This is a genomic window from Mucilaginibacter kameinonensis (assembly GCF_003675385.1).
Classification (GTDB): domain Bacteria; phylum Bacteroidota; class Bacteroidia; order Sphingobacteriales; family Sphingobacteriaceae; genus Mucilaginibacter; species Mucilaginibacter kameinonensis.
In genome coordinates this window covers 257,064-270,109 of the sequence record NZ_RCWZ01000004.1, presented here as the reverse complement: position 1 = coordinate 270,109, position 13,046 = coordinate 257,064, and the positions used below count along the sequence as shown (strand labels likewise).

6 protein-coding genes are annotated in these 13,046 nt (G+C 44.9%); all 6 read left to right on the top strand.

All coding sequences use genetic code 11. The features are described from left to right. The first annotated feature begins 17 nt into the window (after positions 1–17). The 6 genes from EAH55_RS19575 (at position 18) to EAH55_RS19550 (ending at position 13,035) form a co-directional block, all read left to right on the top strand. Positions 18–1,451 (top strand): APC family permease, encoded by a 1,434-nt coding sequence (locus EAH55_RS19575; protein WP_121811145.1) that lies wholly within the window; start codon positions 18–20, stop codon positions 1,449–1,451. Positions 1,452–1,479: 28 nt separating this feature from the next. Then, on the top strand, positions 1,480–3,702 hold the full coding sequence (locus EAH55_RS19570) for a putative Ig domain-containing protein (RefSeq protein WP_121811144.1): 2,223 nt from the start codon (positions 1,480–1,482) through the stop codon (positions 3,700–3,702). 195 nt (positions 3,703–3,897) lie between these two features. Beyond that, entirely contained in the window at positions 3,898–5,382 is a 1,485-nt protein-coding gene (locus EAH55_RS19565; protein ID WP_121811143.1) for an aldehyde dehydrogenase (NADP(+)), read from the top strand. Positions 5,383–5,472: 90 nt separating this feature from the next. After that, positions 5,473–6,873, top strand: coding sequence for an aminopeptidase P family protein (locus tag EAH55_RS19560; protein ID WP_121811142.1), 1,401 nt, complete (start codon positions 5,473–5,475; stop codon positions 6,871–6,873). Positions 6,874–7,152: 279 nt separating this feature from the next. Beyond that, positions 7,153–9,453, top strand: a complete 2,301-nt coding sequence (locus EAH55_RS19555; RefSeq protein WP_121811141.1) for a S9 family peptidase — start codon at positions 7,153–7,155, stop codon at positions 9,451–9,453. A gap of 21 nt (positions 9,454–9,474) precedes the next feature. After that, on the top strand, positions 9,475–13,035 hold the full coding sequence (locus EAH55_RS19550; RefSeq protein ID WP_121811140.1) for a family 43 glycosylhydrolase: 3,561 nt from the start codon (positions 9,475–9,477) through the stop codon (positions 13,033–13,035). Positions 13,036–13,046 lie beyond the last annotated feature (11 nt).

Here is a 13,046-nt window from a genome sequence, read left to right as displayed (position 1 = left end):
TTTCAAAAAACATTTTTATGGAGAACAGTACTTCTTTTAAGCCTTCGTTGCGGTTGATGGATGCCACCATGCTGGTGGCAGGCAGTATGATTGGCTCCGGTATTTTTATTGTGAGCGCGGATATTACCCGCAATGTGGGCAGTGCCGGCTGGCTGCTATTTGTATGGCTCATCACCGGTTTTATGACCCTCACCGCGGCCCTGAGCTACGGCGAGCTTAGTGCCATGTTCCCCAGAGCAGGTGGGCAGTACGTTTACCTGAAAGAGGCGTATCGCCCTTTGGTTGGCTTTTTATACGGGTGGAGCTTTTTTACCGTGATCCAAACAGCTACTATTGCCGCGGTAGGGGTTGCTTTCGCCAAATTTACGGCCTACCTGATCCCGCAGCTAAGTGAAGACCTGGTTGCTGTTGATCTGGGTTTTATCACCATATCACCAGCACAATTGCTCTCCATCCTGGTGATCGTATTTTTAACCTATATCAATACCCGTGGGGTAAATAGCGGTAAAATTGTACAAACCATTTTCACCATGGCCAAGCTGCTGAGCTTGCTGGGGTTAATTGTGTTTGGCCTGTTTTCCTTAAAAGCTTCGGTGTGGAGCGATAACTGGAAAAATGCATGGGATATGCATCATCTCAACGGTGACGGTTCTATTGCCTCCTATACTACCATTGCTGCTTTAGGGGCTATTGCTTCGGCTATGGTGGGTTCTATATTCAGCAGTGATTCATGGAACAACGTGACTTTTATCGCCGGAGAGATCAAAAACCCGAAAAGGAATATCGGTTTAAGTTTGGCGCTGGGTACGCTGATAGTAACAGTGATCTACATTTTAACCAATATCATGTATACTGGTGTACTTTCATTGCATGATATTGCCGTTGCTGATAAAGATAGGGTAGGTGTGGTTGCTTCACAGCATATTTTTGGCAGTTCGGGTACGGTGATCATCGCTTTGCTCATCATGGTATCAACCTTTGGCTGCAATAACGGGCTTATCATGTCGGGCGCGAGGGTTTATTATTCAATGGCTAAGGATGGGCTTTTCTTTAAAAAAGTAGGAACGCTGAATAAAAACTCGGTGCCGGGTTTTGGCTTATGGTTGCAGTGCGTGTTTGCCTGCCTTTGGAGCCTGAGCGGTAAATACGGCGATCTGCTGGATATGATCTCGTTTGTGGTGGTAGTTTTTTATGTGCTTACCATTATCGGGATTTTTATCCTCCGCAAAAAAATGCCCAATGCCGAGCGGCCTTACAAGGCTTTTGGCTACCCGGTGCTGCCGATAATTTATATTGTAATGGGTATTGCTTTTTGCCTTTTACTCATCAAATACAAACCGGCTTATACTTATCCTGGCTTGATCATTACGTTGACAGGCATCCCGGTTTATTACCTGATAGGTGGTAGCAAAAAACGTAAAGCCGCCGAACTCCCGGTTGAAAGTCTATAGACCGGGGAAATTCTATTTATCGCAATTCATGAAAAAGATATTATTGCTGCTCGGTTTTATCTCCGCGTTCGCAGCAGTTTCCGCTCAAAACGGAAATTTTATTAAACTAAGCACAGCAAAGTTTTCTACCGGAAATGATGCAGCCTGGCAAAATGCCGATTTTAACGATTCGCAATGGAAAAATATCAAAGTTGGCGACGTCTGGCAGGAACAAGGCTACCCCGATTATCATGGCTTTGCCTGGTACCGGATTCATGTGGTTATTCCGTCGTCATTAAAAAAACAGGCGATTTGGGGCGATAGTTTGAGAGTGTTTCTTGCACATGTCAATGATGTTGATGAAACCTATTTTAATGGCAAACTGATTGGTAAAACCGGTGCGTTTCCCGAAGATAAGGGAGGCTATATAAGCAAGTGGCCTGCTGTACGCAATTATTGCATTGGGGCAAATGATCCGGCCATTAAATGGGACGCGGACAATGTCATCGCCATAAAAGTGTACGACGGTGGCGGCTCGGGTGGCATTTTTATGGGAAGCCCTTATATTGATATGCTGGAAAAATTTGACGGCATCGTTTTTACCCAAACAGATATCAGCTTTTTACCCAATGCGCAATCGGTACGCAAATTAACCATCAGCAATAGCTTTAAAACCATTATCACGGGCAAGTTTCACTACCGGATCGTAGACGAGGTTACCGAAAAAACAATTGCCGAGAAAACGGTAAATGCTAACCTGTCACCCCTGGGCAAGGAAACCTACACACTCAATTTCCCCCATCGCGAAGGCATTAAATTGTTTTATGAGTTTACTGAAACTGCATCAGGCAAGACCAAGAGCTTTGCCGAGATAGCACCTTATTTGCTTACTCCCAAAGCATCGTTAAAACCGATGATTAATGGTGCTGCGGTTTTAGGCATACATCCCGGCTCACCGGTACTTTACAAAGTAGCGGCAAGCGGGCAAAAGCCTCTAAGCTATTCGGTTAAAAATTTGCCGCAAGGCTTAATGCTTGATAATAAAACCGGAATTATAACAGGGGTAGCCCCTAAAGCAGGAGATTACAAAGTATCTGTTTCGGTAAGTAATAAATTAGGAAGAAGCGAACGAATCCTTACTATCAAATCGGGCAAATTATTAGCCCTTACCCCGCCCATGGGTTGGAACAGCTGGAATTGCTGGGGACTGAATGTGAGCGATGAAAAGGTTCGGCTATCAGCTAAAGCAATGGTTGATAAAGGGCTCACCGATTACGGCTGGAACTCTATTAACGTAGATGATGGCTGGCAGGCACCTGCAAGGCAACAGGATGGAGCAATAGCCGCGAATGAGAAATTTCCGGACATGAAAGCTCTTGGAACACACCTGCATCAACAGGGATTAAAGTTTGGCATTTACTCGTCGCCGGGAGCAAAAACCTGTGGCGGTTACCTGGGTTCGTTAGGCCATGAGGGCCAGGATGCGGGCACTTATTTTAACTGGGGCGTTGATTATTTGAAATACGACCTATGCAGCTATTCTGACCAAACGGCCGGTGATACAACGCTGTTTGCCCAACAGAAGCCATACATGGTAATGCGCGATGAACTGGCAAAACAGCCCCGGGATATTATTTACAGCATTTGCCAGTACGGTATAAAAGATGTTTGGAAATGGGGCACGCAAATGAACGGTAACCTGTGGCGCACTACCGAAGATATTACTGATACCTGGGAAAGTTTGTACGGTATTGGTTTTAGTCAGACCAATAACGCGGCCTACGCCGGGCCGGGAGGTTGGAACGATCCAGATATGCTCATTTTAGGCAGGGTAGGCTGGGGCGAAAATCTGCACCAAACTAATCTGACGCCTTATGAGCAGTATACACACATGAGCCTATGGAGCCTTTTATCGGCCCCGCTGCTTATTGGCTGTGATATGGATAAGCTTGATGAATTTACTCTTAATTTGTTAAAAAATCGGGAGGTTATAGCTATTGATCAGGACGTAGCAGGCAAACAAGCCGAAAGGGTAATTAATAGTAAACAGATCCAGGTTTGGGTTAAACAACTGGCAGATGGCAGCAAGGCAATAGGTATTTTTAATCTTGGTGAAAAATACTCGAAGTATACGCTTGATTTTAAGAATATCCATATGGGCAAGGTTAAAATAGTGCGGGATCTCTGGCAGCAAAAAGATATCGCTAAAAATGTTGCTGCTGTGTCCTGTAATATCCCGCCGCATGGGGTAAGGTTTTATAAATTGATGTAAACAAGACGCTTGTCTGCCTGTTGGACATTCTATTGCTTGCCCGTTTTTTAATCTGTTTTGAAATTGTGTTGCGGAAATAAGATAAAATCCTGCTATAACTGGTTAGGAATCTTCAGTGCGCATCATGAAAGGTTAAATATATTTGCTCTCGCATATCAGTGGCGTAAGCCCTTCGTTTTTACTAAAATATCTGCCATGGCTAACAACTTTAAAGAAGAAAGCATCGAAGAAATAAATATCATCATGCAGCAATCGCAAAGCGCGTTTGAGGCTTATCAAAAAACAAGCGCCGAACAAAAGGCCCTGTTTTTGGAGGCTATTGCTAATGAAATAGAAGCAATAGGCGATGCCCTGCTGCAAAAAGCAGCTGAAGAAACTAACCTTCCGTTACCCCGTTTAACCGGCGAGCGCGCCCGTACCACTGGTCAGCTGCGCATGTTTGCAGAAATGCTGCGCGAAGGTAGCTGGGTTGAGGCCAGTATCGATACTGCTTTACCTGATAGGAAACCATTGCCACGCCCGGATCTACGCAAGATGCTTGTTCCGCTTGGCCCTGTAGTTGTTTTTGGCGCAAGTAACTTCCCGTTTGCCTATTCAACCGCAGGTGGTGATACTGCAAGCGCACTGGGCGCTGGCTGCTCTGTAGTAGTAAAAGCACACCCTGCTCATGCCGAAACTTCTGAAATGGTTTACCAAGCTATCAAAAAAGCGATAGCGAGCAGCAATATGCCAGAGCATGTTTTCCAGCACGTACACGGTACCTCGTTTGAAAGTGGTAAAGCATTGGTTAAGGCAGATGATACCGCTGCTGTTGGCTTTACAGGCTCAACTGTTGGTGGTTTAGCCTTGCTTCAGTATTCTTCAGAACGCAAAAAGCCTATTCCTGTATTTTCAGAAATGGGCAGCATAAACCCCGTAATATTTTTACCGGATACGTTGAACAAAAACGCCGCCGATCTGGCTGCGCAATATGCAGGCTCCATTACTTTAGGTGTTGGTCAGTTTTGTACCAATCCCGGCTTAATGCTGGCTATTGAAGGTGAAGGACTGGATAATTTTTATAGGCTGTTAGGCAACGGTATTGAAGATATCAAACCAGCCAAAATGCTGCACGCCGGCATCCATTCGGCTTATGAGAAAAAGAGCCATGCTGCTTTGGAGCAGAGCGGTGTAACCAGCGTTGTTAAGTCGGCTACAGAAGCTGTCGATATCGAAGCTCAGCCAACCATCGCCCTCGTAAGTGCCGAAACTTTTCTTGAAAATCATTTATTGCACGAAGAGGTATTTGGCCCGTACTCGTTAATGGTATCTTGCAAAAACGAGCAGGAGCTGATCAAAGTGTTAAAATCAGTATCTGGTCAGCTCACTACTACTGTTATGGGTACCGATGATGATTTCGCGGGTCATTCAAGCCTGTTACAATTATTGCCTTCAATTGCAGGCAGGGTATTGTTTAATGGCGTACCAACCGGTGTTGAGGTTTGTGCCAGTATGGTGCATGGCGGCCCGTTCCCGGCCACTACCGATAGCCGTTTTACCGCGGTAGGTATCAATGCTGCTAAACGCTGGGTACGCCCGGTTTGCTACCAAAACTGCCCGGATGCGCTGTTGCCATTGGCATTACAACAGGCCAATCCAACCAACATCTGGCGTTTGTTTGATGGTGAATGGAAGAAATAGTGCGATGTTAAACATCATCAGATAATCAAATTTAAATTATACTTGCACATGCCGGTTCCTCAACAGAGCCGGCATGTTTAATTTTGTATTATGAAACTTCAACTTTTTGATAAGCAGGTTTATGAGCAACGCCGTAATGTTTTAAAACAAAGCATGGGCGCCAATGGCATCATCGTTTTATTAGGAAACGAGGACAGCAGCATGAACTATAAAGACAATACCTACCTGTTTAGGCAGGATAGCAGCTTTTTATATTACTTTGGGCTTGATGTAGCGGGTTTAGCGGCTATTATTGATACCGATACAGGTGAGGAAGTGATCTTCGGTAATGACCTTACCATCGATGATATTATCTGGACTGGTACCCTGCCGTCTGTTAGCGAAATGGCCGCGCTGGTTGGTGTTTCGCAAACCAGGCCTTATGCCGATGTAAAGCATTATATTCATAAGGCGGTTACCAGCAGTCGCCCGGTTCATATCCTGCCGCCTTATCGCCCCGAAAATAAGATCAAGCTGGCCGATTGGTTAAATACCAGTCTGGAAGATGTGGCCGGCCGCGTTTCATTGCAATTAGTAAAAGCGGTAATAGCCCAAAGGGTGATCAAAACTCCGCTGGAGGTTGCTGAAATAGAGAAAGCCGTATCCATCAGTGTTGATATGGAACTGGCGGTAATGAAATATGCCCGCCCGGGTATCAGGGAATATGAACTGGTAGCCAAAGCGCATGAAGTAGCCATCGCCAATGATTCCCGCTTAGGTTATCCAGCCATCATCACCAAACATGGTCAAACCCTGCACACGCATTATTACGGCAATATCCTGGAAGAAGGTGACATTGTACTAAGCGATATTGGTGCAGAGAACGCCATGCACTATGGCGGCGATCTTACCCGTACCTTCCCGGTAGGCAAGCAGTTCAACACCCGCCAACGGGAGTTATATGATGTGGTTTTAAATTCGATGGATCATGCCATTAGCATGTTAAAACCGGGCGTACGTTACAAAGACGTGCATATACAGGCCTGCCAGAAACTGGCTGAAGGCCTTAAAGCGGTAAACCTGATGAAAGGTGACCCTGCCGAGGCTGTTGCAGCCGGTGCCCATGCCATGTTTTTTCAATGCGGTTTAGGCCACATGCTGGGCATGGATACGCATGATATGGAAGACCTGGGCGAGCAATATGTTGGCTATACCGATACCTTGAAAACGGAAACCGTATTCGGCTTAAAATCATTAAGGTTAGGCCGCGAGCTGGAAGCAGGATATGTGCTTACTGTTGAACCGGGCATTTATATCATTCCGGAACTGATAGATCGCTGGCAGGCCGAGAAAAAGTTCGCTGAATTTATTAACTACGATGTGCTAAATGCCTATCGTGATTTCGGTGGTATCCGTATTGAGGACAACTTTTTAATAACCGATTCCGGGAGCCAGTTATTAGGTAAATATCTGCCTAAAACAAGGCAGGAAATTGAGGCTCTGAGAGGATAAAATAAATAAAGGCGGGGGTTAAGTGCGATTCCCCTCTTGAGAGGGGCGGAGGGGTGTGTTTCTGCTTTGATAAACTTGTTGGAGAAACACACCCCTGCTACCACTTATCCCATCGCACCCCCTCTCAAGAGGGGAATCAAAAGCAAAATGAATTAATAAAGCAAATCGGCCCGCATCTAAAAGATCGCGGGCCGATTTGCTAAATGCCTGCTATGATGTGTTAATTTACGTAAATATAAGCTGGTGGGTGTTAGGTAACTTTACGCAACACTATAACTTATGGCAAGGTACCACCAATATTTACTGTTAACCGTTTTTTTAGCAGCTGCAGGCAAATCAGCCGAAGCTCAGCAAACTAAAGCTACTCCATATTATCCCACCCATGCAGAAATGCTGCAAAACTACAAAGCAGCCGACGTGCTTGATTCTGCTTTAAAAAAGATTCCTTATGTCACCAATGTTAAACCTAACTGGCAAACGGGCGGCAATCAGTTCTGGTATAGTAAAAGGATAGCCGGTAACCAAACAGCTTATGTTTTGGTTGATCCCGAAAAAGGGACTAAGAAAACCATCTTTGAAAGCAATCAGCTAAGTCCAGAAGTAAGCAAAATAACAGGCAAAACCATAAAAGACGGCGGCTTTAAAATTGATGACATGTTTTTTAGCGCCGATAAAAAGCAGGCCACTTTTAAAACAAATAATACCTGGCTTAAGTGTGATCTGGGTACACTGCAATGCAGCAAAACTGCCGACACCGTACACCAAAGTTATGATAATGATAAACCGCTGCAGGAACGCCATTATCGTTGGGAAAATGCTGCTACCGATTCTGTATCGCCCGATAAACAATGGGCGGCCTTTGTAAAGGGTGGAAACATCATTGTTAAATCATTAAAAAACGCGACCGAGATCAAGTTAACTACCGATGGCAATTTAGACAAGCCTTATGGCGAACTGAGCTGGGCTCCGGATAGCAAGCATATAGTAGGTTATCGCATTGATCCTAAAAAAACAAAAGAGGTTTTTTATCTCCTAAGCTCGGTGCCGGGCACTACGCGTGCGGTTTTGAAATCGCATGAATATGATCAGCCGGGCGATGAATTTACATCTTATCAGCAGTATATATTCAACATCACCGATAAAAGCGCGATAAAAACCGATGCCGAAAAGATAGACTTTTTTGGCGCGCCGCGGTTGCACTGGCGCGATGCTAACAGTCGCTATTTTACCTATGAAAAGGCTGATCGTGGTCACCAGCGTTTCAGGGTTATTGAGGTAGATGTTACCAATGGTAAAACCCGTGATATTATTGATGAAAAAACAAATACGTTTATTTATGAACAACGAATTTATACTTACTACGCAGCCAAAACACACGAGATAGTTTGGATCACGGAGAAAGACGGATGGCGTCATATTTACCTGGTTGATGAGCTTACCGGTAAAGAAAAACTGGTAGCTAAAGGTGATTGGGTAGTGCGTGATATTGACAGCGTCGATGTTAAGAAAAGGCAGATCTGGTTTAAGGGAAGCGGTAAAAATGCCGGCGAAGACCCTTACTTTATACATTACTACCGTATTGGTTTTGATGGTAAAAACCTTGTTGACCTTACGCCCGAAAAAGGCAATCACAGCGTAATATTTTCGGCCGATAGAAAATACTATATCGATACCTATTCGGAAGTTAATGTCGCCCCGCGAATTGTTATTAAAAATACTGCCGACCTAAAAACAGTAATGGAACTGGAGCATGCTGATCTGAGTGCGCTTTTATCGACCGGTATTAAACTCCCCGAAGTTTTTGTCGCTAAAGCAAGGGATGGCAAAACCGATATCTGGGGTGTAGTTTATCGGCCGGCCAATATGGATCCTAACAAAAGCTATCCCGTGATTGAAAATATTTATGCTGGTCCGCAGGATTCATTTGTGCCTAAAAGTTTTTCGGCTGTTAACGAGATGCAAAGCATTGCCCAATTGGGTTTTATTGTGGTACAGATGGACGGCATGGGAACGGCAAACCGTTCAAAAGCCTTTCATGATGTATGCTGGCATAACCTTGCCGATGCAGGTTTTGCCGACCGGATCCTGTGGATGCAGGCGCTTGCCGCCAAGTATCCGCAGGTTGATATCAGCCGGGTAGGCGTTTACGGAACATCAGCAGGCGGGCAAAATTCGGCAGGTGCTTTATTGTTTCATCCTGAGTTTTATAAAGCTGCGGTTTCTGCCTGTGGTTGTCATGATAATAGGATTGATAAGCAATGGTGGAACGAGCAATGGATGGGCTACCCTGTTGGGCCGCATTATGAGCAACAGTCAAATATTACCAACGCCGGTAAATTACAGGGCGATCTGATGCTGATAGTAGGAGAGGCTGACAACAATGTTCCGCCCGAATCAACTTTCCGTTTTGCGGATGCGCTGATCAAGAGCAATAAAATGTTTGATCTGCTGGTTGTGCCGGGTATGGGCCATAGCGATGGCGGCCCTTATGGTCGTAAAAAGAAACGCGACTTTTTTGTAAAGCACCTGCTTAATGCAGAGCCGCCGGCAAGAAACACCGATGAGTTGGCGCATAATTAATTTTGCCGGGTAGGTATCACAATGCGGAAATTTCAGTTAATAGTTTTCTTTTCCTTGTGTCTGGCTGTTTTAAACAGTTCTGCACAGCAACAGTCAGCGACAGTACCGGGTAATGGTAACCCTATTATTCCCGGTTACTTTGCCGACCCAACCGTACGCAAGTTTGGCGATACCTACTACGTTTATGCTACCACCGATGGTAATGGTGGCGGGCATGGCCCGTCGCAGGTGTGGACATCCAAAGATTTTGTGAACTGGACCATGCACGATATGAACTGGCCAACTTCTAATTACTATTGGGCTCCCGACGTAATTAACGGAAACGATGGCAAGTATTACATGTACTATTGTCAGCCGGTTGATATTTATGGTGCGTCGTCAACAAGCCCTACCGGACCGTGGACACCCTTGCTGCCCGATGGCAAATCAATGATCCCCAATTACTTTATCCCCGGAGTGATTACGCTGGATGGGCAAACTTTTAAAGATGATGATGGTAAGATCTACATGTTCTGGGGTACCTGGGGTATTTACCCTGATCATGGCTGTGGTGTAGGCTTGTTAAACCCGGATATGCACACATTTGCTAAAACAGCGAAGATTCCCAATACCATAGCTAAAGATTTTTTCGAGGCCCCTTTTATGTTTAAACGGAAAGGTATTTATTATTTCACTTACTCATCCGGTTTTTGTGAAGATTCTACCTATCGGGTGCAATACGCTATCAGTAAAACCGGGCCTATGGGGCCGTTTGAATTCGGCAAAAATAACCCGGTGTTAAGTACCAATAGTGATGGCTCTATTCATGGGCCGGGCCACGAGTCGGTAGTGCAGGTGGGAGATGATTTTTATATGGTGTATCACCGACATAACAACCCGCACTCTAATGGGGGCTATCACCGGCAGGTTTGCGCGGATAAGATAGTTTTTGATGCAGATGGTAATATTGAAAAAATTGTTCCCACGCACCTTGGCGTTGGGTTATTAGGAAAAAGTACCATTAATGCTCCCGATGAGGCTTATCAGAAAAAGGTAACCGCTTCATCTTACTATAACGAAAATTATAAGCCCTCTTTCGCGGTTGATAACAATAATGGCAGCTTATGGAAACCGGCTGATAACAGCAGTGCCCCGGCCTGGATCACTATTGATCTGGGTTCGGTAAAAACGGTACAACAGGTATTAACCCAGTTTGAATATGCAACCTGGTACTACCAATACCTGGTAGAATCATCAGCAGATGGCAAAAACTGGAAGCTGTTTGCTGATAGAAGAGAGAATAAGCAACATGGCTCGCCAATGATAGATTCAGGAGATGCTAAGGCCCGCTTTATACGCTTAACTATCACCGGAACGGAATATCCGGGTTTATACAAAGCCATATGGAATGTGAAAGTTTATGATGAGCGAGTGGTAACCGGGGATGCTTTTTCTGATAAAAAAGACGTAGCAAAAACAGTATCCACAAAAGAAAAAGAGGGTTTGTTGGTAAACCTTGATGCGGCTAATTTTCAGGCAGGCGAAGCCGTAACTCAATGGGCTAATAAGGGCGCATTGGGCGGCAGTTTTACGGCATCAGGTAAACCTCCCGTTATTGATATCATCGCGGGTAAAAAGGCTTTGGTGTTTAATGGTACACAGGCGCTTGAATCAACGGTCGCGGTACCGCAGTCGCTTGCAGGTAATAACAGCTATACAGTAGCATATGAGGTTTATACCGACCAGATCAAGGATGAGAATCCGATACTGAGCTGGACAAGCGGCGAATCGGATCATCGCGGAGCTACTTTTGGCTTCGGAAGCAATAAAACGGCCGGTGCGGTACAGCATTTTGGCGTTTCCGACTTTCAATACAAAACGATGCCTGCTGCCGGTAAATGGCACCAGGTAGTGGTTACTTTTGATGGCTCATTTGAAAAACTATTTGTTGATGGCGAGCTGAACAATACAGAAAACAAGATGCTGTTTTTGCAGCTTGCTGATAAGTTCATCGTCGGTACTAAAACAAACCGCTCTGCCTATTTTTCGGGTGCTATATCATCGCTTAAAGTTTACAACAAGCCGACGGCCGATAGCGTCATTAAGCAATGGGCTTTACATCCCGCAAAGTCAGATATCGCAGTTTATCTTGATGCTTCCAAACTAAATTACGGGCCGCTTCAAAAATGGGCAAACAACGGCGAGGCTGGTGGAGCATTTCAACCGGCAAATGAAAGTAAGGCAGAAGTAACCGATGTTGCGGGGAAGATCGCAGTTAATTTTAATGGCAAAAGCGCATTGGTTCTTAATAATAGAGTTTCGGGCAAAGAATACAGCATAGCTTTAAGTGTTTATCAAAGTACATCTGCCCAAAGCGGCTCAATACTGAAATCAAGGTCTTCCACAGAACCTTTAATCAATGCCGGAAAATATTTAAGCGAAGGGAACTGGCACTATATCATTAAAACTGTTAGCGGAAATATCAGCAAGCTATACGTGGATGGCGCGTTGGTTTTAAGCACTTCAAAAGCCAATGGTTTAACCGGCGAACTATTGCTGGGAGATGGTTTTAAGGGAGCTGTCAATAGTTTGGTGATATATAAGCATAGCTTATCATCAACAGAAATAAAGCAATTAAGCAGCAGCTGGAAGCAGAACTATCATCCGCCTGTGACCGAATCGTTGGTTTTTAAAATTGCTCCTAAATCCATAACGCCGGGTATGGTTGAAATGCAGGCACCAGAATATGCTTCGGTTAAGTCAAATATAGAGTATGATTTTATTAACAAGGCAGATAGCAGCAAATCAAGTGGCTGGCAGGCTAATCCCTATTATATCAGCTATGGGCTTACCTCCGATAAAAACTATAGCTATTCATTTAAAGTAAAAGATAATTATGGCAATGTAAGTACAAAAACAGCGTCTTTGCCGGTAAGCACATCTTCGGCATTGTTTAATGTAGTTACGGATGGTTTTACAGTAAATAAGGATTTTGTAGCCGATGGTACAACCGGTACTGTATGGAATGGCTTAATTGGTGCCGAAGATAAACTGGAGCGCAAAGTAATAAGCGGTGACAGCGTACTGATGCTGGAATCAAAAGGCTCAAACTGGGACGGCAACCTGCCTTATGGCCCCTTTTTATATCGCAACGTATCGGGCGATTTTGTGGCCGAAGTAGAAGTTGCCGATGTAAGCGGTTTGAAAGAAAAAAAGGTGGCGGGCAACAGCGATATGGGCTTAATGGTACGTAAGGTAAAACAGCCAGGGTCGGAAGGCAGCGAAAACCTCATCCAGAACAGTATTTTTCCGGCCTGGAACTGTGGCAACATGTTTACCAATTTTAAAGGCGGCGACCGTATGCAAACCAATACCCAAACCGGCTGGAAGTACAACCGCTATTTACAGATCCAGAAATCAGGGGACGTGTTTTATATCAGGAGCAGCGCTGACGGTACACACTGGACAGAGCTGCCCGGAAGCCCGGTATCAAGGCCTGATCTGAGCAGTAGCGATTTACAGATCGGACTTTACCACAGTACCTATGGTCCGCATCGATCGTATGTGAAATTCTCTAATTTTAAACTTATCAGCAGGAAATAAACCATACAAAA